Source organism: Branchiibius sp. NY16-3462-2 (assembly GCF_001594145.1).
Taxonomy (GTDB): Bacteria; Actinomycetota; Actinomycetes; order Actinomycetales; family Dermatophilaceae; genus Branchiibius.
Genome location: NZ_LVCF01000038.1, coordinates 261,300 through 282,290, shown reverse-complemented (window position 1 = coordinate 282,290; position 20,991 = coordinate 261,300). Strand labels below are relative to the sequence as shown.

The window sequence follows — 20,991 nt, the reverse complement described above, 5'->3', positions numbered from 1 at the left end:
GGCCCGGGCGCACCGCAAACCCATTGACACCATTGTCCATTCGGACCGGGGCACTCAGTACACGTCCTGGCTGTTTGGTAGCCGGTTGCGTCAGGCAGGGTTATTGGGCTCGATGGGCAAGGTCGCGCCCCTACCGGCGCCACTCGGCGCTGGGCTACCGATCCCGGTCGAGGACGAAGATCTTCGCAACCGTGCCGCGGCTGCGGCATAATCAACCAACCGAAACCGTCCGAGACACCGGGTACAGGTCAAACTCAACCCAACAATAGCTGGGGCAACCGTAATCGCGGTGAAAACTGCGGTCGGGCCGCCGGTGGACGACGGCATGTCCATATGAGGTTGCCATCGACACGACCTTCCCGGTCCGTCTGGCTGATTCGCGCCTACCTCAGGGGTCCGTCAGTGTCGCCTTCGGATGATTGATGTGGTCGGCACCTCCTCACGGGGCAGGCAGTTGAGAGCCATCGATGAGTTGCATCAACAGCTTGACCGCCCGTTCGCCCATTCGCGGGTAGGACTGTCGCACCGACGTGAGTGGTGAGTGAAAGCGGGCGGTCCCCTCGTCCTCGTAGCCAGTCATCGCGACGTCATCCGGGACTCGCACGCCGCGTCGGTATAGGCTGCAGATGCCGGTGCAGCTAACGGATCGACCAGACAGATGATCGCATTTCTGCGTGACACCAGAGTCCAGCAGCGCGTCGAACGCGGCGGAGGTCACTTGCCCTTCACCCGGGTCTCGCTCATGCGCTGTCAGTCGGTCATCGTAGGTACGACCCGCCGCCAGCCCGTCTCGGTAGCCGGCCAGTCGCTGAGCGGCGAAGTGCACAGAGAATCTGATCGAGTCCCTTTACGTCCACCAAACCCGAAGCCCTCTGAACTGCGGAAACGCCGTCAGAGGGCTGTTCTCCTCCATGGCGTGCTACCGGCCGAGCGCCGCCAAGATGTCGCCGACCCGGTCCTTGGCATCGCCGAACAGCATCTGAGTGTTATCCCGGAAGAACAACGGATTCTGGACACCCGCGTACCCGGCGGCCATCGACCGTTTGAACACGATGACGTCGGTGGCCTCCCAGACCTGCAGCACCGGCATGCCGGCGATCGGCGAGCCCGGGTCCTCAGCAGCGGCCGGGTTGACCGTGTCGTTGGCCCCGATCACCAGGACCACGTCGGTGGTGGCCAGATCGTCGTTGATCTCGTCCATCCCGAGCACGATGTCGTAGGGCACTTTTGCCTCTGCCAGAAGCACATTCATGTGGCCGGGCAGCCGCCCGGCGACCGGATGAATGCCGAAACGTACGGCGACACCCGCCTCCCGCAGCCGGCGGGTGAGATCGGCCACGCCGTACTGCGCCTGGGCAACGGCCATTCCGTAGCCCGGGGTGATGACCACGCTGCTCGCACCGGCCAGCAGATCGGCGACCGCCTCGGCATTGATCTCACGGTGCGTCCCGTAGTCCACGTCCGATGACGCAGGCGCCTCGATGCCGAAGCCGCCGGCGATGACGGAGACGAAGGAGCGGTTCATCGCCCGGCACATGATGTACGACAGGTAGGCACCCGAGGAGCCCACCAGAGCGCCGGTCACGATCAGCAGGTCGTTGTCCAGCAGGAAGCCCGAGGCGGCCGCGGCCCACCCGGAGTAGGAGTTCAGCATCGAGACCACCACCGGCATGTCACCGCCGCCGATCGAGGCGACCAGGTGCCAGCCGAGGGCCAACGCAACCAGGGTGACCAGGATCAGCAGCCAGAGCGCCGGGTGGATGACGAACCAGACGGTGAGCGCCACGAACAGCACCAGGGCACCGACGTTGAGAGCGTTCTTGCCCGGCAGCATCAGCGGCGCGCTTTTCATCCGGCCGGACAGTTTCAGGAAGGCGACGATCGAACCGGTGAACGTGACCGCTCCGATGAAGACACCGATGAAGACTTCTGCGTGGTGGATGCGCAGCAGTGAGCCGGCCAGACCGGCCGAATTGTTCTGCTCCACCTCGATGTAGCTCGCCCACCCGACGAGGACCGCCGCGAGACCGACGAACGAGTGCAGCAGCGCGATGAGTTCAGGCATCCCGGTCATCTGGACGATCCGGGCACGCCACAGACCGATCACCGCACCGACGACCATTGCCACCAGGATGATCGCGACCGTCGTCGCCCGTACAGGGGATTCGTCGACCGCGGAAATGATGGTGACCACGAGGGCGAGGACCATGCCGGCGACGCCGAATCCCCAGCCGCGACGGGAGGTTTCGTGTTTGGAGAGACCAGCTAGCGAGAGGATGAAGAGCAGGGCGGCGACGAGGTATCCGGCGACCGCGATCGAGGTGACGGACATGGTCAGTTCCCCTTGCTGAACATGGCCAGCATCCGCCGGGTAACGGCGAAGCCACCGAAGATGTTGATCGAGGCGAGCAACACCGCCACCCCCGCCAGCAGGTGGATCGCCAGGTTGTCCTGGGCCAGCTGAATCAGAGCACCAACGACGATCACCCCGGAGATCGCGTTGGTGACCGACATCAGCGGCGTGTGCAACGCGTGGGCCACGTGCCCGATCACGTAGAAGCCGATCACGATCGCCAGGACGAGCACCGTGAAGTGCTGCGGGATCGGAGCGGGTGCGTACGCATTGACCAGGAAGAGCGCGATGAAGCCGGCGATCACGACGCCGAGCCGGGCACCGAACGCGACGGGCTGGTCCACCGGGGCGGGATGGGTCGTGACCACCTGCGACGGCGGCGCGCTCGTTGGTGCCGCGGATACCTGCACCGCAGGGGGCGGCCACAGCGTCTCGCCGTCGCGGGTCACCGTCAGCCCCCGCTGGACGGCATCGTCGAGGTCGAGAGTGAGGACACCGTCTTTGGCGGGGGTCACCAGTTTGAGCAGGTTGACCAGGTTGGTCGAATACAGCTGGGAGGCCTGCGCGGGCAGCCGCCCGGCCAGATCGGCGTACCCGATGATGGTGACCCCGTTCGGTGTCGTGACCACCTCGCCGGCGACCGAACCGGCCACGTTGCCGCCCTGGGCGGCGGCCATGTCCACGATCACTGAGCCCGCCTTCATTGCGGCGACGTCGTCGGCCGTGATTAGGCGCGGCGCGGGCCGCCCCGGGATCAGCGCAGTGGTGATGATGATGTCGACGTCGGCCGCCTGCTGGGAGTACAACCTGGCGGCGGCTTCGTCGTACGCCTGCGAGGTCGCCGTGGCATAACCGGTGCCGGACTGCTCGGCCACTTCGTCGACCACCACCGGGAGGTACTCACCGCCCAGGGATTTCACCTGGTCGGCGACCTCCGGGCGCGGATCGGTAGCCCGTACGACCGCGCCCAGCGCGGACGCCGCGCCGATAGCGGCAAGACCCGCGACACCCGCGCCAGCAACCAGGACCTTCGCCGGGGGCACCTTGCCGGCCGCTGTGACCTGTCCGGTGAAGAAACGACCGAAGGCGTGGGCCGCTTCGATCACCGCGCGGTAGCCCGCGATGTTGGCCATCGAGGAGAGCACGTCCAGAGACTGGGCACGGGAGATCCGGGGTACGGCGTCCATCGCCAGTGTCGTAACGTCCTGCGCCCGAAGTGCTTCCACCAGTTCCGGGTTGAGCGCCGGTGCGATCAGCGAGACCAGGACTGCGCCAGGACGAAGCTGGGCGACTTCGTCCATCGATGGAGCGTTGACGCGGAAGACCACGTCCGCGGCCCACACGTCGGCGGCGGTGCCGACGGCAGCCCCGGACTCGACGTACGCCGCATCGGTGAACGAGGACAAGTCCCCCGCACCGGCCTCGACGACCACCTGGTAACCGAGTCCGATCAACTGCTTGACGGTCGTCGGTGTCGCCGACACCCGGGTCTCACCGGCTCGCTCCCGGGTCACCCCGATCAGCATGCCGCCGGTTGTCGCTTCATCGCGCATGCTCAGATCCTGCCCGACGAACGGCCCTTTAGCGTGCGCTCTACGCCGAGCAGCCGTGTAAAGTCCCAGGTTTGATGCCGCACCCTTGTGAGTTGGAGGGATGCACGCCGTGCCGAAGAGGACCGCTGAAGAGTTGAAGCCTCGGACGGGTTGCTTGGTGGTTAAGCACCAGTAGGACTACCCCTCGTTGACCGCGGCCACGACCGCGGTTGGTAAGCAGCTAGGCGTGAGTGCTTAAAGCGTGCGCCGATGGGTACCCCAGGCGCATGTCGAGGCCGGCGTCGCCCGGGACTGGCCCCGGGGAGACTGAGGAGATCAAGCGACGCGGGGCCGAGAACCGCAGGCTGCGTGAGGACGTGGCGATGCCGCGGGCAGCGACGTCCTTCTTCGCGCGGGACCCGACCCCCGCAGCCGCCAATCGTGAGAGTTTCACTGACACCCTGCGCGCGGGGGCTTTCGCGGTCCGTGTCGATCTGCAGGCGAGCTGCGAGAGCAGGACGTGCAGGTCGACGTGACGACCTATCGGGCCCGACACGCCCAGGCGCGGGCGGTGCCGGCCCTCACCATCAACGACGCCAAACGCCTCGGTCAGGTCCAGTTCGAGGACAACTATCACCACCGCTTTGTTCCTCGACACAAAGCACCGTCGGCCGCAACTCGCGTGCTGGCGTGCGAGCGCATGTCGCAACACGGGAGCGTCATGAGAGCGTTGTGAAGAATGTACCGACTCAGATATGAGCGATGCCACGACTATGAAGACCTTCACGTCCTGCACTTCCTGATGAGTCGCACAGCGACTGTCAGCTGTGTTTCCCATCCGCGTGCCCCCTTATGTGCAGGCGGGCTTGGTGGTCCGGTGGCGAGTACCTCAGGGAGGCCCTCGTTATAGGTCTGAACTAAGTAGTCTTGGAGTCATGCCGGTCAAAGACGGTGCGAGGGTCGATTATGGCCGGAAACTCGGATCACTGTGCCGACAGACATGCTGGCTACACCATCTGGTTGGTACGCAGGCGGCTATAATAAGTCGTATGGCTCTAGATGATTTTGCCGGTTTCGGAATCAACGGCTACCGCAGTTTCGGCAGTGGCGGTATGCAACAGATTGGACCAATGGAAAAAATTCACCTCGTAGTAGGGAAGAACGACGTAGGCAAATCAAACACGTTGGCTTTTGCATCTCAGGTATTGCACAAATTACGAAATGGGCTTCAACAATCTGACACACCCTTCTTCGCCGCGGAAAGTGACGTTCCCCGCGGATGGGAAGGCTCGCAAACCATATCTATTGGGTTAAAGATGACGCCAGACGTTCAAGCAAAACTTCTACCAGGCTCATCGGCACTCAGTGCTCTATTTTCGACTTCAGCCTATTCACGGGGAAACACCAATACTACGTGGTTTGATTTCGAAGGTGACATGCTGGGAGAAGTGCCTCTCAAAGCGAGCAAGAAGCAGTTTGAAGAAGGTATGGCTGTCGCTAGTAATTACACATCGGAACAACTACAACAAATGAGTCAAGCTACACTATCACAATCATCAGGTGTACCGTTTGAAAACTATACAAATCTAATTCTTGGCCAATGGAAGCCGTGGGAATTCATCCCTCCGATCCACTGGATCGATACGTTTAGGCGCATCGACGCGGAGGGAACTCACGGCGTCGACTCGACTGTTTCTGGACGCGGCTTAATTCAAAGACTTGCATCTCTCGCAAATCCTGATGCAGAGAACTACGAAAGTGATATTGCAAAGTGGCACCGTCTGAATAGCTTTATTAGAGCGGTCCTCGACGATGACCGGGCGACGATCCAAATTCCTGACTCCAAGTCAACAATCAATGTCATGACGTCTACATATACCGCTACTCGTCTTGAACAACTAGGGACAGGTATTGCTGAGGTAATCTTCCATGCTGCCGTGGCAACACTCAAAGTGGATCACCTAGTGTGTATTGAAGAGCCTGAGCTCCATCTCCATCCGACACTTCAGCGAATGCTCGTTCAATATCTAGAGGCATCAACTGACAACCACTATCTGATATCGACACATTCCGCCCCCATGATTAACGCTGAGTTCTCATCGATAACTCACCTTATTCGGCAGGATAGGTGGACTGAAGCGACTTCTATCGCGGAGAGCCGAGAACTAGCGATCGCAATATCTGATCTTGGAAACCGAGCGTCAGATATCGTGCAGTCCAACTTCATCATCTGGGTAGAAGGGCCAACTGACCGGCTGTATATCGCCCATTGGCTGAGCCAGTGCGACGGTGAACTTATTGAGGGAGTCCACTACTCAATCATGTTCTATGGCGGTGCTATGCTGAACCATTTATCCGCCGATGACAGAGAGACCAATGAACTGATCAATTTAATGAGGGTCAACCGAAATATTGCCGTAGTAATGGACTCTGATAGAAGAAAGCATGACGAACCGCTCAACGAAACCAAATTGAGGATCCTTAGCGAACTCGACGACATTGGAGCGATGAGTTGGGTAACAGAGGGATACACGATCGAGAATTATATCTCGTCGACCGACTTAAAGTCGGCGCTAAAGGACGAATATCCTGATCGAGACTATGCGTATCCATCAGGTCTATGGAAATCGCCTCTAGGTAAGAATTTCAAAGATTCTTCAGCCGGGCCGAGCAAGGTAACAATCGCCCGAAACATAATCAAAAGACACCTACCCATGACTACATGGAGTGCGGATCTCACGACGCATATCTCCGAAGTAGCGCGACGGATACGAGAAGCAAACGGCCTCAAGGTGGGTTAGACCGTATTTCCTCTCATCGCCGCTCAGTTACCACCTCCCCACACGATCGCCTACGCGGATCGCGCCCTATCGGCCAAGGGCTACCTCACGTCATCTTTGCGCGAAGACACGACCTGAGTGTGTGAGCTGTAGCTACTTATAGAAATGGCGGAAGTGCAAGTTGCTATCTACACCGGCGACCTCGAACAGCCCGCGTATGAAGCGAGAGCGCTGCGTGTTCCCCACTTCACCGATCGTAGGTGACTCCTAGTTCAGTGCAGGCCAGGTAGCCCGCGCAGCCAATTCTCAACGCCATCAGGCAAATACGCCGGCACGCCGCTGATCGCGAAGAGCGCGTAGAACACCGCCACGACGAACACGAACAACGCGAGACCGAGCAGTGCGCGCACCCACCAGGACTGCTGTTTCTGCCACTCGTTCCACTTCTTGACCTGCTTGATCGCATACGAGCGCAGTTTGGCGGCTGGCTCGAACTCCGAGGCCAACACCCCCAGGCCGAGGAAGATGATCAGCCATCCCGGGCCCGGGAACGGCAGCAGAATGACCCCGAGCACCACGATCGCCAGACCGACGACGATGACGATGGTTCGGTAGATGATCATCGTGGTCCAGTTGGACTTCAGCGCCCGCCGCCAGGCCCACGGATCCTCGTCCGCATCCACCCACCACTTGCTGTCTTTCGGCGTGCGCTGACTCATACTGGCGCGAACCGGGTCACGCCCATCTCCCGCGACACTTCCGCGAAAGCCGCCTGCAATCGCGCCGTGACCGGGCCGGGCGCAGCAACCGTTCGCTCACCGACGGCATGCACCGGTTGGATGTCGCGCGTGGTGGAGGTCAGGAAGACTTCGTCGCAGGTGTCGAGTACGCCGATCGGCAGGTCCCGCTCTGCGGTCGGGATCCCGGTGGCGGCTGCCGCCTCCAGTACCAGACCCCGGGTGATCCCGGCCAACGCACCGGACGTCAGCGGCGGCGTCACAGCGACCCCGTCGATGACCACGAAGATGTTGCTGCCGGTGCCCTCGCACAGTTCGCCGCGGGTGTTGGCGAAGATCGCCTCGCTGCCGCCCTCGGCCTTGGCACGCTTGAGCGCCAGCACGTTCTCGCCGTACGACGTGGATTTCACCCCTGCCAGGGCGCCCCGCTCGTTGCGGGTCCACGGCACGACGACGATCTTGGCGGTCGGTGGGAACGGCGCGGCCTCCGCCGCCGCGACCACGTAACTGAGCGGCGCGTCGCCGCGGTCCGAACCCATCGGGCCGACCCCCGCGGTGACGGTGTAGCGCAACCGGCCGAAGGTGATGGGCTCTTGCAGTACGGCGCCGATCGCCTCATCGAGAATCCCCCGGTCCGCGGCGGGCAGGCCCATCGCCTGCAGCGAGCGGTCCAGTCGCTCATGGTGGCGTTGCAACGCGAACACCCCGGAGTCGACCACCTTGCAGGTCTCGAAGACACCGTCACCGACCGTGACGCCGTGATCGAGCGCATTTAGGCTCGGTTCGTCGCCCACGATGCGCCCGTTGACCCACACCCGCATACCCACTGTGTCCTCCTACGCCCGCTCCGGGCTGTCTGCAATGACGGCGTCGGCCAGCTCCACCAACCACCTGGCTTTGAGGTCAGTCTCCCACCACTCCCCCTGCGGATCCGATGCCCACGTGATGCCGGCGCCGACCCCGAACCGCAGGGTTCGTCCTGCCCGCCAGAACGTCCGGATGGCTACCGCGAGTTCCGCGCGCGGCCGCGACGGGTCCCGGTTGTCGACGTACCCGATTGCGCCGCAGTAGATCTCACGATCGACCGGCTCGATCGCGGAGATCATCTGCAGTGCCGTGTGCTTCGGCGCTCCGGACACCGAACCCGGCGGGAAGGAGGCCGCCAGCACCTGCGCCCACGGCGTGTCCGCCGCGAGTGTCCCGCTCACGTGCGACACCAGGTGCACGCTGCCGGGGTACTCCTCCGGGAGGCACAACCCGTCGACGCGCACGGTTCCCGCCTGGCAGACCCGCTGCAGGTCGTTGCGCACCAGGTCGGTGATCATCACGTTCTCGGTGTAGTCCTTGTCCAGCATCGCCGCCAGGGTCACCGCCGTGCCCTTGATCGGACCGGAGGTCACCTGCTCGCCGTCCCTGCTCAGATACAACTCCGGCGAGGCGCACACGATGTCCAGGTCCGCGGCGGGCACGAAGACCCGGGCGCCGTACCGGCCTGAACTGCGTTGGCGGACAGCCGCATCCAGGCGGTCCAGGTCGAACCCGGCCGGCACCTCCCGCTCGAGGACCCGGCAGACGTTGACCTGGTAGACCGTGCCGTCGGCGATCGCGTCCCGCACCGTCTGAACCCCCTGGACGTACGCCGATCGGTCCAGGGAGGTGCGCCACTGCCCCGCCGGCGCCGACTTGGCTCGCGCACGGCCGGGCGAGGGTGGCGCGGGCGGTGGGACTCGCCGTACGTCATCGAAGCGCACCGCAGTCAGCTCGCCCGCGAAGCCCAGGGCCACGACCCAGAATCCCGGTTCGTCGAGCACCCACGGATCGTGTTCGATCTGCACTGCCTGACGGGCGCGCCATTCCCGGAATCGCGCGTGCGGTTCACCGTCCATCGGCGCCATTGTGCCGTGGACCGTCCTCTGGCGCCGGGGCGTAGCAGCACGACTGCTTTACATTGTTTACCGAACATTTACGATCGGCACATCGCCGCAGGTCAGGACTTCGACCAGCCGCCGCGCGACCCTACCGATCGGTAGCTTCGGTTTGAGAATGTGACGGCAGCCACCTAGCGTCACTTCAGGTACCCATCAGCCGCACTAACGCACACAGCGTCGGTGCACCGCCGAGAAGGAGTCGTCATGTTCCGCCCGAGCCATCTGTCGTCAACCACCGCCCGTCGCAGCGTCTACGCCGGCGCCGGCCTCACCGCCGCCGCCATCGCGGCAACGGTCGCGATGGCCCCCAGCGCCTCGGCGGACGAGTACACCTGGGTGCTGCACCACGAAGGCACCATCACCACCCACCTGAAGAAACTCAACACCGATATCGCCTTCCACACCACGGAGGTGTCGACGACTCAACTCGGCACCGAGCCGCAGCCGCTCACCTCTCAGATCACCCCTCAGCCGGGCCGCGCGAGCGTCACCACCGGTGCCAAGCTGGGCAATCTCAAGCTGGCCGCGATCGACGTCAAGGTGATCCCGGTGGGTCCGGCCAAGGGAACGCTCAGCGGTGCCAAGAACCAGATCAACCTGGTCCAGCCGTTGAAGCTGCAGATCACGAAGGTCACCGCCCTGGGGCTGCCGGTGAACCTGGTCAGCGGCTCGTGCACCACGTCGCAGACCAATCTGACGCTGACCGGCACCCTGGACAAGCTGCCGAGCGGGTACCTGAACGTCTTCGGCCCGGTGCACCTGAAGGGCAACCTGACCATTCCGAAGTTCAGCAACTGCGGCCTCACGACGCCGCTACTGAACGCCGTCTCGGCTGGTCCCGACAACGCGGTGACGATCGAATTGCAGCCGACGCTGGGCTGAGTCGGTCAGCCCAGTGCCGGGTCCGTCGAACTCTCCCGGCCGTTCTCCAGACGCCCGCGCAAGCGTCGGGCAAAACTGGGATCCGCGCTGGAACGCAGGGTGACGTCGAACCAACCCGACTCGGCGCGAGCGTCCACCTCGAACGTCCAGTCCTGCCCATGACGTACGGCGTGTGTCCGGCTGATCGGGTGGCGCACCCCCGTGACGCTCGTGATCGTGGTGTCCGGCCCGGGGTTGTGCACGCTCACCCTCAGCCGCTCCCCCGACACCCGGGTCGTCACCACCGGATTGGCCGCCAGGTTGCTGCCACTCCACGACCGGAAGAAGCCGTTCGGGCCATGGGCCTCATAGGAGTAGACGGGCACCAGCGGATGCAGCACGAACCTCAGATCCGTTCGGGCCCCCACGGTGTAGGTCCAGGGTCCGCTCAGATCGGTGGTCGACCGCACCTGCAGCACCGCACCCCGTGAGCCGGAGTTGCGTACCTGCACCGTAAGAGCACCAGGCTTGGCCTGGTCGTCGACCTCCAACCGGTAACCCAGCGCCCGCGCGGGGCGGGTGCCCGGCTCCTGGCGAGGCACGGACTGGTCGAGCGGCGGGGTTGGCACGTAGTCGGCGTGCCGGTCCTTGTCCGGCGGCTGGTACCCGGCGGTCGAGGGCAGCGCCGGGACACTCGTGGACGATCGCGAGAAGTCGAACGCGGCCAACAGGTCGCCGGACACCGCCCGCCGCCACGGGGTGATGTTGGGTTCGGCGACTTCGAATCGCTGCTCGAGGAAGCGAATGATCGAGGTGTGGTCGAGCACGTCGCTGCACACGAATCCGCCCTTGCTCCAGGGAGATACGACGAGCATCGGAACCCGCTGACCGAGACCGTACGGCCCCGCAGGACCTTCGAGTGACCCCGGGAAGTGCTCGTTGGTGGTGGGCACCGTGGAGCCGCCGTGCTCCGGCGAGACCGGCGGGTGCGGCGGCACGATGTGATCGAAGAAGCCGTCGTTCTCGTCGTAGGTGATGAACAGCGCGGTCTTGGCCCACACCTGCGGGTCGGAGGTCAGCGCGTCCAGGATCTGCGAGACGTACCAGGCGCCGTAGTTGGCCGGCCAGTTCGGATGCTCGGTGAAAGCCTCCGGTGCCACGATCCAAGAGACCTGCGGCAGCGTGCCGGCGGCGACGTCCGCGCGGAACTGGTCGAAGTAGGTGCCGGATGCGCTGACGTTGGTGCCGGTGCGAGCCTTCTCGTAGAGCGCGGATCCTGCTGCCGCCGTGCGGTATTGGTTGAAGTAGAGCAACGAGTTGTCCCCGTAATTGCCGATGTACGGATCACTGGTCCACCCCCAACTTCCGTCCGAATCCAGTCCGGTCCCGATGTCCTGGTAGATCTTCCAGGACACGCCGGCCTGCTCCAGCCGCTCTGGGTAGGTCGTCCAGCTGTAGCCCTGCTCATCGTTGGAGATGACCGGGCCACCGCCCTTCCCGTCGTTGCCGACCCAGCCGCTCCACATGTAGTAGCGGTTGGGGTCGGTGGGCCCGAGCAACGAGCAGTGGTACTGGTCGCAGATGGTGAAGGCGTCCGCCAGTGCGTAGTGGAACGGGATGTCCTCGCGGGTCAGATAGGCCATCGTGGTGGCGGTCTTGGCGGCGATCCAACGGTCGTAGTTGCCGGCGTTGAACGCCGCGTGACCCCCGGTCCAGCTGTGGTCCAGATCCTCCAGAAAGGCCAGCCCCAACTGCTCCTTGCTGGGGTGGAAGGGCAGGACCTCGCCGAGGAGCTTGGGCTGGTGCCAGACACTCTTGCCGTTGGGCAGCGTTGCCGGCGTGGGGTCACCGAAGCCGCGCACGCCCCGCAGCGACCCGAAGTAGTGGTCGAAGGAACGGTTCTCCTGCATCAGAATCACCACGTGCTCGACATCGCGCAACGAGCCCGTGCGGTGGTTGGCCGGCAGGGCAGCGGCTTTGTCGATGGTGCCCATCAGGGCGGACGTGGCGGCGGTGGCGCCGGCGAGTTGGAGGAAGCGACGACGATCGAGAGAGGCCATAACCAGGCAGCAAACTCGGTCCGCGCAACGCACAGCTGGCGATGACGTGAACGCCGAATGATCCTCTGCCGCATGGTGGGTGCGGCCACCCAGCGGACATCGATCGGAGGTTCAGCGAACTCCCAATCGTGCTAGTTCGAACCCGCCGCCGTCAGACCCTCCGAGGCTGTGAGCTTCTCACCCGCCTCCTCGGTGGCCGATCGGCGTACGACGACCAGCGCCAGCACCGCGAGCAGCCAGGCGATGGCCGGGGCGGGGCCCCACCAACCCGCGCCGGACGGGAACGGGTAGACGTTGCGAAAGAGCGTGTAGGCGAGCACGAGGATCGCGAGCACCGGGATGATGAGCTCCCACCGTCGGACCTGCAGGTCGCCCATACCCGGTCCGGACGTGGTGAAACACAACCGATAGGCGCCGACAGTCGCCAGGATGTAGACCACGATCAGGATCAACGTGCCGATCGTGCCGGAGTAGAGGAACACGTCAAAAGTCTGTGCCCGCAGGACAATCCAGGCCAGGAGCACGATCAGCGCTGCGGCGCCGGCGACGACGCCCACAGCTCGCACCGGTACTCCGTGCCGCTCGTCGACCTCACTGAGGGACCGGATCCCGGCGCCGTCGCGGGACAACGCGAAGATCAGGCGTGAGGCACCCACGACGCAGGCCAGGGCGCAACCGATCGCGCTGACCGTCGCACCGATCGTGATGACGTGACCCACCCAGCCCGCCAGGTAGTCCCCGGACAGATCAGCCAGCAGCGACTCCGAGGAGGTGAACGCGGCAACTCCCTTGTCGTTGGTGCCGAAACCCATCATCTCGATAGCCGTGATCACCACGAAGAACACACCACCGAAGATCGCCGTGCCCAGGATCGCGCGCGGAATGTCCTGCCGCGGATTCTTGGCCTCCTCCCCCAGCGTTGCGGACGACTCGAAGCCGGCGAAGGACAGCAGACCGAAGACCACACCGAGGAAGACCGTTGACGCACCGAGGCCCGGCGGAAGGGAGAAGACGGACATGTCGAATTTCTGGCCGCTCGGGCCGCCCCCGCCCAGGAGTTTGGCCAGGACAACGACCGACACCAGGACGATCAAGGTCACCGTGACGGCTTCGATGACCAGAAGCAGCCGGGTGGAGTTGCGCGCTTCCCGGGTGGCGAGGAGCACGACGATGGCCAGCGCGAGTAGTGTGAAGATGAATGCGCTCCAGTCCGGCGCGTTTTTCCAAACGCCCCACGCGGACAGCTCCTCGCTGATGAAACGTCCTGCGGCCGTGGAGGTTACGACGGCGTAGAAGAGGTAGGTGCCGACCAGGGACCAGCCAGCGAAGATACCCGCTCGCGGACCGAGGGTGGCACCGACGAAGCCGTAGACGGAGCCCGCGTGATGGAAGCGCTGGGTGAGTCGCACGAACGTCCACGAGATGAGCAGCACGCTCACCGTTGCCAGGACGAACGCCAGGGGCACAGCACGACCGACGCTGTTGCTGATGCCCTGCGGGTTGATGTTGACGGCCATCGATGGCGCCATCAGCGCGACGGAGACACCGATGGCCTCCCATACCGACAGCGTGCGACGCAGACCACCGGTGGTGGTCTTGGTTTCGTTGCTAGTCATACCGATTGCTCCTCGACACTCAGAGCTGGATAGGCCCGGCGAGCATTGCCGGAGCCGATGAGGTGGGTGATGCGGACGGCGTCGTCCACGGACCATTCGTCGCTGGCGACGAACTGCGACAGTGCCTTGGTGAGGCCGGTGCGCCACAAGCGCGCGCCGAGGTAGTGCAACTCCGAAGGCCCGTAGGCATCGGAGGAATACAGGATCTTGCTGAACGGAGCCATCTCCAGGGACCGGGCGATGACGGCGGCCGACCGCGCTCCCAGGTAGTTCACGGCCAGACCCACGTCGAGGTAGACGTTGGGGAACCCCTGGGCCAGGTATCCCGCAGCGCGTTCGTAGGGGTAGCAGTGCAACAGCAGCACGCTGGTCTGCTGCACCTGCGGGTCACGCAGGAAGTCGGTGAGCAGAAGCGGATCAGCGGCCCGCAGGTCCAGGTCGCGGTCGCCGAAGCCGACGTGGATCTGCAGCGGAAGCCCCGCCCGGGTCGCTTCGTGCATCCCGAAGGCAATGAGGGTTGGATCCGTGAGGCGTGAATCTGCCTGATGCCATTGGGCATACGTCCTCGTCACCGCCGCGTCCGACGGTCGTGTGAGGTCGACGTCAAAGCCGCAGCGGTAGGCAATGATCGTTTTCGTGCCCACCGCATGGCGGGTCCGGCTACTCAGGAGCTCCCGGAAGGCGTCCGGGTAGTCGGCCGGGCTGGTGCCATCGGCGTGCAACTGCTCCGCAAGAACCTCCAGCCGCACGATCTCATCGGCCGGCCGCCCGGAGATCCTGCTCAGCTGCTCGGGGTCCAGGATGGTGTCCGTCGCGAAACCGGTGTCGACCAACCACCGCTCGACGCCCGCGGCCGTAAGGAACCGCTGGTTGACCTCTGCCTCGCCCAGTTGCGTTCGTCGCTGCCAGTAGATCTGCGGGTCGACGTGCCGGGGCAGGTCCAGGACGGGGGCGCACCATGCACGTACGGCGAACCCGAGTTGCGTGTCCAGCGGATCCAGTTGCGGCGGAAAGGGTTCCGTGTCGGCCTCGATGAAGGCATTCGCCCATTGGTCACGGGTCGGTGTGTCCTTCAAGGCGCCGTGCACGTGGTGGTCGATCAGCGGCAGCTGCTCGACCGCCTCGCGTAGGCCCGGGTCGGCGCTCACACCGTCCACGCCAAGCGCAACGCGTCGCTGCGCTCGCCCGGGTCCTGATCGCCGTACACATCCTGCTCGTGCCGGCGCACCGCCAGTAAGGCGGCAACCGACTGGGGTCCAAGAATCTCACTCATCACGGCTGAGGTTTCGAACGCGTCCAGCACGGCTTGCTGATCGGTCGGCAGGACCGTCAGCCCGGCGGCGGCACGGGCATCGTCGTCGAGACTGCTCGGGTCGTCCGTGGTCTCGGGCGGGAGCGCGGCCGCACGGTCGATGCCGCGGATGGCAAGGCTGAGGATCACCGCGGACGCCAGATAGGGGTTCGCGGAGGGATCGATGATCTTCACCTCGACGTTCGCACCGTGCGGATTAGCCGAACCGCCCTGCAGGAAACGGATACTCGCCTCCCGGTTCTCCGTGCCCCAGCAGACGGTGGCACCGGACCACAGACCGGGGGCCAGCCGCGTGCCGGACAACACCGAACCGGCGAAGACCGCCTGGGCCTCGGGTAGCGACGCCAGGAGTCCCGCGACCGCATGTTCACCCGCGGCGGTCATTCCTCGCGCGCCGTCGCCCCCTGCGAAGATCGAACTGCCGCCACGCGAGAGCGAGAAGTGCTGATGGGCGCCGTTGCCGACCCCACCGGCGATCGGCACCGGCGAGAAACTGGGCAACATCCCGTGCTGGCGGGCGACGCGTCCGATGACGGTCTTGGCGACCACGACCGTGTCAGCAGCGACAACCGGGTCTGCGGGCGGCAATGACACCTCGATCTGCATCGCCCCGTACTCGGCATGCACCTGCTCGAAACTGACTCCGGCCGTAGCGCCTTGGGTGATCAGGTCATCGATGAACCCCTGGAGCCCGACGACGGGACCCAGGCCGTACGGCGTCCACGCCGGGACATCGATCAACGAACCGTCCGGATTGACCAGGGTGAACTCGAGCTCGTGCCCGATCAGTGGAGCAAATCCCGCGTCCGCGGCATCAGCCACCACTCGTTCGAGGATGTTGCGCGGTGCGCACTCGTCGGCGACACCGTCCTGATCCACCGCGCGGGTGGCGCCGATCGCCAGACCGTCGCCGAGAACGCGCACGGTTTCGGGGATCAGGCGCAACCGCAGATCGCCGACCGCACCGTAGAAAGGCGTGAACTGGATGCTCGCATCCAGGCTGTAGCCGTTGTAGACCGGGCTCATCCCGGCCCCCGACGTCACGAAATCGGCGAGCCGTTCCAGCGGCATCGTCTTGGCGTGCAACAGGTTGGAAGCGTTGGTAGCCCAGCCGGCAACGCACCGCACGCCCTCCCTGGCGAGTTCGGCTCGCTGGGCCGCGAGGGCGGTCGGATCAGTCACCATGCGCCACATCCTCCCGCTACCGGGTGTCGTAATTCGTACAATTCGAGCAACGAGTTGATATTTGTAGACATCGTTACATCGCCTTAACAACCGGAGGACCTGTGTGCCGACTCCTCGCGCACGCCACGCCGACCGCCGTCACGACCCGTCAGGTGCTCGGTGCGCCGCAGACCCGGCGCTTTGAGCGGATGTCCCTGCTGCACGACGACGGATGGGGATCGGCGTGGGTCGATGCACCCGGCCAATCGATCCAGCGGATGCGGGACGCCTCGCCGGCCCACACGCAGGACCGCCTCCAGCGGGTGCTGGAGGGGGACCCGGCCGGTGCGCGCATCGTCCACCTGCGACTGGCCACCGATGCCATGGCCATCAGTCCGATGAACGCCCACCCGTTCACCGACGGGACACTAGCGCTGGCGCACAACGGATCCATCGTCCCGACCGATGCCCTGCGCCAGTTGTTGACCGATGACGAGCGGGCCGCTCTGAGCGGCACGACCGACAGCGAGATGTACTTCATGTTGTTGCGACGCCATCTGTCGGAGTCCGGCGACCTGAGCGACGCGGCGGCGCGCACCGTGCGGACTCTCCGATCGGCGTACCCCGAGGCTAGCCTGAACGCCGTTGCCCTCACAGCAGATTCGCTGTGTGTTATCCATTCCAGCAGCTTGGCGAAGGTGCCCTGGGAGGACTTCCGGGCCAGCGGTCTCGGTCCGGAAGAGATGCCGCTGGACCACTCCGAGGTCTACTTCCGGATGAGCTACCGCGCTGTCGCGGGGGGAGGTTGGGTGTTCACTTCCGCTGGCCTGGGCAGCGACTCCTGGACACCGCTGCCGGAGGACTCGATCAGCACGGTCGACCTCGCCTCCCTCGAACTCTCCATCGATAGTCGCGGGCTGGCCGCATGATCACCGACACCATCCGCGATCACCTCGGGGACCTCAGTCCCGCCGAGCGGAAGGTCGGGCGCGCGCTACTGGCGGACTATCCGCGCGCCGGTCTGGGCAGCACAGTGGCGCTGGCCAAGACCGCCGGAGTCAGCGCACCCACAGTGGTCCGATTCGCAACATCGCTGGGTTACAACGGTTTTGCCGACCTCCAACTGCGACTTCGCGATGAGATCGCGGCCGATGTCCTCGCCCGCACGCCGCGCACCGACCGATCCACGGAAGCCGGCGGTAGTCCCATCGCCGAGGCCGCCAGCGCGCTCGCCGACTCGGTCATCGATACCGCTCGCGCCCAGCACCCTTCGGAATGGGAGGCCGCCCTCACGTCGTTGTGCGACCTCAACCGTGAGGTGCTCTGTGTCGGTGGCCGATTCACCGGCACTGTCGCTGAACTCTTCGCAGCGGCACTCAACACCGTCCGTCCGGGCGCACACTTCCTGCGGGACCCCCTCGGCACGGATGCCAGCCTGTTGGTCGACCTCGACGCGCGCTCCGTACTGATGGCCTTCGACGTCGCGACCTACCAGACCTCCACCATCGACGTCGTCAGCTACGCCCGGACGCGCAGAGCAACCGTCATCCTGGTCACCGACCACAGCATGTCCCCTGCCGCCACCGACGCGGACGTCGTCCTCACGGTTCCGGATTGGTCGGCCTCCCCTTTCGGTGGGATCACCTCGACCGCGGTGGTCGTGGAACTGCTCTTACGCGACGCAGTCTCCCGCCTCGCCGACTCCGGTCGGGACCGGTTGCGACGGCTGGACCAGCTACGCGGTCATGAGATGGTGACGCCAACGACCTAACCCGGGAGTAGCGCTGAGGAGAATGGGCACGTGACCTCGCTGCCAGCGTCGGGTTGGGCCGACCACAACGCCACTGCTGCATCTTCGTCACCCCGGCCACGCCTGAGGGACGTCTTCACGGCGTTCTGGTCGGTCCTGCTGGCCGGCCTCGCGTTCAGCGTCGGCCTGGCGGTCGCGGGAATCGACAGCGTGCGGAGCTTCCCGTTGCTGCTCCTGACGCTGGCCGTGGGATTCGCTCTCATCGAACTCGTACTCAGCCCGATCCTGCGGCGGGTGGCAGCCCGGGGCAGCGCCATCCTGGCCCTTGTTCTCGGCCTCGGAGCGCAATTGGCTGTCTTCGTCGTTGTCGTCATCGTCGCCGCGGGTGGGACCGAGGTCGGCTGGTGGCCGGTGACCAAAGCGATGGTGGTGGCTGCCGCGATCCTGGCGCTGGCCCGGTGGTTGGTCGGCTCGACCGACAGCAGCTACATCGTCGGGGCCGCCACCCGGAAGCGCACGTCGCCGCGCACCGGGGGTCGCGGGTTGCTCGTGGTGCAACTCGACGGGGTCTCTCCGGACGTGTTGAACCGGGCCATCGAGGCTGGTCAGGCACCCAACCTGGACCGTTGGCTGGGCAGCACGCATCGGCTGGACACCTGGTGGAAGACGGTGCCCTCGACCACACCGGCCACCATGGCCGGGGTGCTGCACGGCGACGACGCCCAGGTGCCCGCGTTCCGGTGGTGGGACCGCGACACCGGGCGCCTGCTGGCCGTGAGCCGACCGTCCGATGCCCGCTTGATCGAGGAACGGTTCTCACCCGGTAAGGGTCTGTTGCGCGATGGCGGCACTGCGATCAGTACGACGTTCGGCGGCGAAGCCTCGCAGGCCTACCTGACCATCAGCCACGCCACGGGCAGTCGCGGGCTGGGCTCGGGCGCGACGTACGTCAATTTCTTCTCCCGGCCCCTCCTCCTGCCGGGCGCCCTGGTCCTGACCGTCGGCGAGATGGTCAAGGAGCTCTACCAGGCCCACCAGCAGAAGGTTCGCGATGTGCAACCACGGATCTCCCGGTCGGGCAGCTATGTCGCACTGCGCGGTCTCACCAATGTCTTGCTACGCAAGCTGAACCTGTCGATCATCGCGCAAGAAATGTCCGCCGGACGGCCGATCATCTTCGTCGACTTCGTGGACTACGACGAGATCGCGCACCACGCTGGTCCCGAACGGCCGGAGTCGATGCGCGCGCTCGAGGGACTGGACGGGGCTCTTGCATTGCTGCAGCAGGTCGCGCACTCCAGCAACCGCGAGTACGAGCTGGTGGTGATTTCCGACCATGGCCAGAGCCTGGGCGAGACGTTCGCCCAACTCACCGGGACCTCCTTCCCCGACCACGTGACGTCCTTGATGTCGGCGTCGCCGGACGAGGTCTCGATCATCGCGCACACTGCGGGCGAGGAGTGGGGTCCGGTCAACGCCTTGATCAATTCCCTTGTGGGCAAGGGTGATCGGCCTCCTGAGGGTCCCGTTCTCGGTCCTGACCGGAACCAGGACGACCCACCCGCGAAGCTGCCAGAGGTGGCGGTCACCGGCGGGGGCAATCTGGGAATGGTGTGGTTCCCCCGGCTGGCGCAGCGACCAGCGCTGGCCGAGGTGACACAGCGCTGGCCGCGGCTGATCCCCGGGCTGGTAGCGACGCCCGGTGTTGGCCTGGTGATGGTCACCGAGGACGACGGTCAACCGATCGTCTTCGGCCCGTCGGGTCTCCGTCACCTGACCACCGGGACGGTGGAGGGTGACGATCCGCTGATCGGCTATCCCTCCCGTACGGCGCCCGACCTGATCCGCTTGCACGGCGTGACCCGCTCGGGTGACCTGGTGATCATTTCGACGGTGGATGATCGCGGTCGGATCCACGCGTTCGAGCACCAGGTGGGTTCGCACGGTGGAATCGGTGGCCCGCAGAACCAGGCGTTGCTGGTGCATCCCAGTGCGTGGCCGCTGGATCCGGACCTGTTGTCCGAGGTCGACGGGTCCGATATCCCGGTCGGACCGGTGGCGCTGCACCGGCAACTCCAGCGGTGGCGTGCGGCGCTGGACGCATCGTCGTGATCGATGTCCGCTGGCTGGGGCACTCGACCGTCGTTATCGACCTCGACGGCACCCGGGTCCTCACCGATCCCTTGCTGCGCAACCACGTTGGCCTCCTGCGCCGGGTCACTCCCCCGCCGCGTGCCGCCGACTGGTCAGGTGTGGATGCGATCTTGTTGTCGCACCTCCATCTGGACCACGCCGACGTTGCCTCCCTGCGACTGCTGCCGGAGACGCCCGTCCTCGCGTCGGCGAACGTCGCGAACTGGTTGTCCGACAGGGGCATCGGGAGTGCAGGGATCTCCTCGGACTGGCAGCGCATACCGGGGTCAGGCGCCACGGAAGTCCGTCTCGTCCCCGCCGAACACCACGCCCGCCCGTTGCCGGGACGACCGATCGATGCGCACGGCTTCCTGTTGCGCTGCCCGTCGGGGACCGTCTGGTTCGCCGGCGACACCGCTGACTACCCCGAGATGGAACACCTGGCCGAGTGGGCCGGCGGGCGCATCGATGTCGTGCTGCTGCCCATTCACGGCTGGGGACCACGCCTGTCGGCCGGCCACCTGGACGCCGTTGGCGCCGCGAAAGTCTGCCGGGTGGTACGACCTCGCTTCGTGGTTCCGATTCATTACGGCACGCTGCACGCGGTGGGGTTGAACCTGCGGCGGCTGGACTGGATGCACTCTCCCGCAGAGCTTTTCGCTTCGTCATTGACGGCGGTCGCACCCGACACGTCTCTCGTGCAGCTCGCAGCAACAGGCCCGGGCTGGCAGCTACCTGCCGCCTGACCACTGGGCGTCGGCGAGC

Annotated in this window: 17 protein-coding genes and 1 pseudogene; 8 read left to right on the top strand and 10 right to left on the bottom strand. The window is 65.0% G+C overall.

Annotation, left to right across the window (positions count from 1 at the left end):
* A pseudogene (locus tag AZH51_RS13140) lies at positions 1 to 211 on the top strand (hypothetical protein); the annotation flags it as partial.
* Between the two features lie 228 nt (positions 212 to 439).
* Here the strand turns inward: AZH51_RS13140 and AZH51_RS13135 are convergent.
* The 3 genes from AZH51_RS13135 to AZH51_RS13125 all read right to left on the bottom strand — a co-directional run bounded on the left by AZH51_RS13135 (position 440) and on the right by AZH51_RS13125 (position 3,906).
* Positions 440 to 718, bottom strand: a complete 279-nt coding sequence (locus tag AZH51_RS13135; protein WP_367188050.1) for a substrate-binding domain-containing protein — start codon at positions 716 to 718, stop codon at positions 440 to 442.
* A gap of 201 nt (positions 719 to 919) precedes the next feature.
* On the bottom strand, positions 920 to 2,332 hold the full coding sequence (pntB, locus tag AZH51_RS13130) for a Re/Si-specific NAD(P)(+) transhydrogenase subunit beta (protein WP_291524993.1): 1,413 nt from the start codon (positions 2,330 to 2,332) through the stop codon (positions 920 to 922).
* A 2-nt stretch (positions 2,333 to 2,334) separates the two neighbouring features.
* Complete coding sequence (locus tag AZH51_RS13125; protein WP_291524991.1) at positions 2,335 to 3,906, bottom strand: Re/Si-specific NAD(P)(+) transhydrogenase subunit alpha; 1,572 nt, start codon at positions 3,904 to 3,906, stop codon at positions 2,335 to 2,337.
* Positions 3,907 to 4,405: 499 nt separating this feature from the next.
* Here AZH51_RS13125 and AZH51_RS13120 point away from each other — a divergent pair, with 499 nt between their 5' ends.
* Positions 4,406 to 4,621 (top strand): hypothetical protein, encoded by a 216-nt coding sequence (locus AZH51_RS13120; RefSeq protein ID WP_291524990.1) that lies wholly within the window; start codon positions 4,406 to 4,408, stop codon positions 4,619 to 4,621.
* 199 nt (positions 4,622 to 4,820) lie between these two features.
* Positions 4,821 to 6,686: an AAA family ATPase gene (locus AZH51_RS13115; RefSeq protein ID WP_291524989.1), complete on the top strand. Its 1,866-nt coding sequence runs from the start codon at positions 4,821 to 4,823 to the stop codon at positions 6,684 to 6,686.
* 251 nt (positions 6,687 to 6,937) lie between these two features.
* Here AZH51_RS13115 and AZH51_RS13110 read toward each other — a convergent pair whose 3' ends face one another.
* The 3 genes from AZH51_RS13110 to AZH51_RS13100 are packed head-to-tail and all read right to left on the bottom strand — an operon-like array spanning position 6,938 to position 9,288.
* On the bottom strand, positions 6,938 to 7,384 hold the full coding sequence (locus AZH51_RS13110) for a TIGR02611 family protein (protein ID WP_291524988.1): 447 nt from the start codon (positions 7,382 to 7,384) through the stop codon (positions 6,938 to 6,940).
* Positions 7,381 to 8,223 (bottom strand): aminotransferase class IV, encoded by an 843-nt coding sequence (locus tag AZH51_RS13105; protein ID WP_291524986.1) that lies wholly within the window; start codon positions 8,221 to 8,223, stop codon positions 7,381 to 7,383. The genes AZH51_RS13110 and AZH51_RS13105 overlap by 4 nt, the downstream gene beginning before the upstream one ends.
* A 15-nt stretch (positions 8,224 to 8,238) precedes the next feature.
* A complete protein-coding gene (locus AZH51_RS13100; RefSeq protein WP_291524985.1) occupies positions 8,239 to 9,288 on the bottom strand; it encodes a chorismate-binding protein in 1,050 nt (349 codons plus the stop codon).
* Positions 9,289 to 9,534: 246 nt separating this feature from the next.
* Between AZH51_RS13100 and AZH51_RS13095 the strand changes: the two genes are divergently transcribed.
* Positions 9,535 to 10,212: a hypothetical protein gene (locus AZH51_RS13095; protein ID WP_291524983.1), complete on the top strand. Its 678-nt coding sequence runs from the start codon at positions 9,535 to 9,537 to the stop codon at positions 10,210 to 10,212.
* Between the two features lie 5 nt (positions 10,213 to 10,217).
* Here AZH51_RS13095 and AZH51_RS13090 read toward each other — a convergent pair whose 3' ends face one another.
* The 4 genes from AZH51_RS13090 to AZH51_RS13075 all read right to left on the bottom strand — a co-directional run bounded on the left by AZH51_RS13090 (position 10,218) and on the right by AZH51_RS13075 (position 16,364).
* On the bottom strand, positions 10,218 to 12,251 hold the full coding sequence (locus AZH51_RS13090; RefSeq protein ID WP_291524981.1) for a phosphocholine-specific phospholipase C: 2,034 nt from the start codon (positions 12,249 to 12,251) through the stop codon (positions 10,218 to 10,220).
* Between the two features lie 131 nt (positions 12,252 to 12,382).
* Entirely contained in the window at positions 12,383 to 13,867 is a 1,485-nt protein-coding gene (locus AZH51_RS13085; RefSeq protein WP_291524979.1) for an APC family permease, read from the bottom strand.
* Complete coding sequence (locus AZH51_RS13080; protein WP_291524977.1) at positions 13,864 to 15,015, bottom strand: amidohydrolase family protein; 1,152 nt, start codon at positions 15,013 to 15,015, stop codon at positions 13,864 to 13,866. The genes AZH51_RS13085 and AZH51_RS13080 overlap by 4 nt, the downstream gene beginning before the upstream one ends.
* A complete protein-coding gene (locus AZH51_RS13075; protein WP_291524976.1) occupies positions 15,012 to 16,364 on the bottom strand; it encodes a glutamine synthetase family protein in 1,353 nt (450 codons plus the stop codon). Before AZH51_RS13075 ends, AZH51_RS13080 begins: the two co-directional genes overlap by 4 nt.
* Before the next feature lie 101 nt (positions 16,365 to 16,465).
* Between AZH51_RS13075 and AZH51_RS13070 the strand changes: the two genes are divergently transcribed.
* The 4 genes from AZH51_RS13070 to AZH51_RS13055 are packed head-to-tail and all read left to right on the top strand — an operon-like array spanning position 16,466 to position 20,972.
* Positions 16,466 to 17,272, top strand: a complete 807-nt coding sequence (locus AZH51_RS13070; RefSeq protein ID WP_291524974.1) for a class II glutamine amidotransferase — start codon at positions 16,466 to 16,468, stop codon at positions 17,270 to 17,272.
* Positions 17,269 to 18,114 carry a MurR/RpiR family transcriptional regulator gene (locus tag AZH51_RS13065; RefSeq protein WP_291524972.1) on the top strand — a complete coding sequence of 282 codons (846 nt, stop codon included), beginning with the start codon at positions 17,269 to 17,271 and terminating at the stop codon, positions 18,112 to 18,114. The genes AZH51_RS13070 and AZH51_RS13065 overlap by 4 nt, the downstream gene beginning before the upstream one ends.
* 30 nt (positions 18,115 to 18,144) lie before the next feature.
* Positions 18,145 to 20,205 carry an alkaline phosphatase family protein gene (locus AZH51_RS13060; RefSeq protein ID WP_291524970.1) on the top strand — a complete coding sequence of 687 codons (2,061 nt, stop codon included), beginning with the start codon at positions 18,145 to 18,147 and terminating at the stop codon, positions 20,203 to 20,205.
* Positions 20,202 to 20,972: an MBL fold metallo-hydrolase gene (locus tag AZH51_RS13055; protein ID WP_291524968.1), complete on the top strand. Its 771-nt coding sequence runs from the start codon at positions 20,202 to 20,204 to the stop codon at positions 20,970 to 20,972. Before AZH51_RS13060 ends, AZH51_RS13055 begins: the two co-directional genes overlap by 4 nt.
* The last annotated feature ends 19 nt before the right edge of the window (positions 20,973 to 20,991 follow it).